Genomic DNA, 2,990 nt, shown 5'->3' with positions numbered 1-2,990 from the left:
CTCAATTTCAAAACACCCTATGAAGTTTTCAACAAACTGACAGGTATCGATGTCAGAAAAATCATGGGTTATGCACTTATCACTTGAATTCAGCTACCTTTATTTTGTTATGAAGTTTTTTTAAGGGTGCAATAAATGAGGATATAGTCGATGCCTTAAAAAAATATACATATATAACCGTAAACATAAATATAATTATCTGATTAAGTTCCTTTGGTGGTTGTAGTGTTTTAAATGTCACTTATTTGTTCACCAAGGATTTTATGTAGTGATATTTCAAATGCACGTACCTTTGGCGGCGCTTGATAAAAACATTCGGTTGGTCACCTTAAGTGTTTAAGCAATACTTATCGAAGAAATTGTTTAGGAGTTTATTATGTTTGAGAAATTTAATCACTTAGCTTTTAATAACCCTTATTATTACAAAAACAAAGAGGGTTTTGTAATAGAACAAAATCTATCTGAACTGTTGAATGTATACACTGGCCCTCGAAGAATAGACCCGATAGCAGTTATTGAATTACTCAATAAAAATTATATGTTTGCAGATCGCACTATAATACAGGGCATACAGAGGACGCCATGGTTGGCAAGACCAAATGTCATGTCGAATGATTGGGAATATGAGAGTGCGCCAAAGCATTCGTTTTCGGATATAAAAGAAGAGGAGATAGCTGGAACACTGTTTAAAAAAATCTGTTCTGAGATAAAAGCCTATATTGGTAATAGAAAGACTGTAGGCGTGCTGCTGAGTGGTGGGATGGATAGTAGAATGGTTGCTGGGGCCTTGGACTTTTTAATTAAAAAACAGGAAATAAAAGGGGTAGAGGTTACAGGCTTAACTTGGGGGGATGATGGGACAAGAGATGTTGTCTATTCAAAGAGGATCGCATTAAGATTAGGATGGAACTGGAAACATTACAAAGTAACCGCAGGTGATTTGTTAAACAATATCAAAGAGACAGCTACGCATGGTTGCGAATATTCTCCCATTCATTTGCATGCAATTCCTCAGATAAGGGACGACAATAATCTAGATATTATTTTAGCAGGTAGTTATGGCGATAGCATTGGCCGTGCAGAATATTCTGGTATAAATGTCGGCTCTATAAAACCTATAAGTAGAAAAATATCGAATATTGGTGGGTTTGTACATAATGCTGTATTTGAAAATTCAAAGAGATATATCTCGACTGATGTCCATAGATATCACGAGCGTTTCCCTCGGGAAAAACCTTATATGCAAAATGAGCTGGATTATCAATTGCATTATATGCGTAGGATGCTAAATCCTTGCATGGGGTTGTTGGCAGATAAAACCGATATTTGTCAAGTGTTTACACGGCCAGATGTTTATGGATTTATGTGGTCAATAGACCCCTCCAGAAGAAACGATCTTGTTTATAGACATATGCTAAATGAGTTTATTACAAAGTTAGATGATATACCTTGGGCAAGGACAGGTTTGCCGTTTGGCCAGATTAAAGGCACCCCAGATTCATACCTGAAGAAACATCACTCGTATGATCGTCTTGTTCAAAATGATATATTTGAAGAAATTGTCAAACTGGTTTCGTCAGAAGACATTAGGAGGCTGAATTTATTTAATTATGAGGCCATAAAGTTGTTGCTCAGCCTTGTCCGTAGATTCCCACTGCAATCCATGTATTATGTAGAGAAATTAATTTGGTTGGCTAGTCTTTCAGTGATGGCTAAGGTTTATGATTTGCAGGGTGTTGAGCCTGTTGAATCTAAACAGAAATATTTTGATAGAAGTATTGTCGTGGTGCCATCTGAATATTTCATAAGAAAAATAAAAAATATGGTCGTGATGCCAAAACGTTGACTATGGTAAAGTGTGATTTTTAAAGTTTTTGATATGGCTGCAGTAAAAGTTTCTTGCCGTTTTTCCGGTGGTACTAATGAGGTAAGGCGGCACGGCAAGAATAGTAATGGAAATTAAAGATTTTGGTGTTCAGGTTGCAAGCGAACCTTCCAGCTAGATGTAGCCTCCCGAGTAATTATATTCCCAATATGAGTTATCCATTATACCGTGCCAGGCACATGCTTCAAGGAGTGCTGAAGCTAGAATAACACCTCATTTTCTCTGTCTGGCTGAGGAACGAAGCCAGGTAAGCGAGCTCGTGCTACCCCTGCCATCCGAGAGGAGATTCGGCAGTCCACCCTCTCTGAAAGGGTGCTGGAGGAAAATATAATATCACCAGAGCAACTGTTAGAAAGTGGAAGATCGCTCCCTTCGCCCCCGTGAACTCCATGCCACGCTCTCCCTGGCAGAAGAGGCCATCGTTGTTGAACTGCGCAAGTCCCTGCTTCTCCCTCTGGGCGACCTCCTCGTGGTGATACGTGAATTCTTCAGCCAGCCATGTCGCGATTGGACCGCTGTCTTCGTCGATACGGCATCTCCAATTTGAAAAGTCTTGTGCCGGAAGAAAAGGGGGAAGCTACGTTATTGAAGGCATTTAAATCCTACGATCCAGGTTTTATCCATGCTGACATCGAACACTTGCCGCAAATGCCGGATGAGACAATCAGGAAATATCTATTTGCGGCTATTGACCGGGCAACGCGTTGGACCTATATGGAAACCATATCCAAAAAATCAGCCAAGTCTGCAGAAGGATTCTTAAAAAATCTGATTAAAGTAGCTCCTTTTGTCATCAGTAAAATTCTCACCGATAATGGTAGGGAGTTCACTGACCGCTTCGCGCAACTGGCCAAAGGGAACCAACTGGTAATCATCTGTTTGACAAGATTTGCGCAACCCACGGCATAGAACACCGCCTAATTAAGCCCAGGCATCCACAGGCAAACGGGATGGTTGAACGTTTTAACGGTCGAATCGAGGATATTCTTAATCAAACATTGCTTAAATACGGGAGCATCCGCTACTTATGGCATAGGTTAGCAATCGGTCGTCTTTTGATTTTATCCTGTACTTTTAATCAGTTAGGTGCGTTTTAGGCTTTAAG

1 protein-coding gene and 1 pseudogene are annotated in these 2,990 nt (G+C 40.0%); both read left to right on the top strand.

Going from position 1 to position 2,990, the window contains the following annotated elements; genetic code table 11:
- Positions 1 to 376 precede the first annotated feature (376 nt).
- Positions 377 to 1,846, top strand: a complete 1,470-nt coding sequence (locus G494_RS0114580; protein WP_028585112.1) for an asparagine synthase-related protein — start codon at positions 377 to 379, stop codon at positions 1,844 to 1,846.
- 312 nt (positions 1,847 to 2,158) lie between these two features.
- Positions 2,159 to 2,883, top strand: a pseudogene (locus G494_RS28210) (DDE-type integrase/transposase/recombinase); the annotation flags it as partial.
- Positions 2,884 to 2,990 lie beyond the last annotated feature (107 nt).

It is taken from the genome of Desulfogranum mediterraneum DSM 13871 (assembly GCF_000429965.1).
GTDB lineage: Bacteria > Desulfobacterota > Desulfobulbia > Desulfobulbales > Desulfobulbaceae > Desulfogranum > Desulfogranum mediterraneum.
Note: the sequence above shows the minus strand (reverse complement) of the source record. Positions and strands in the feature narration are given on the sequence as shown.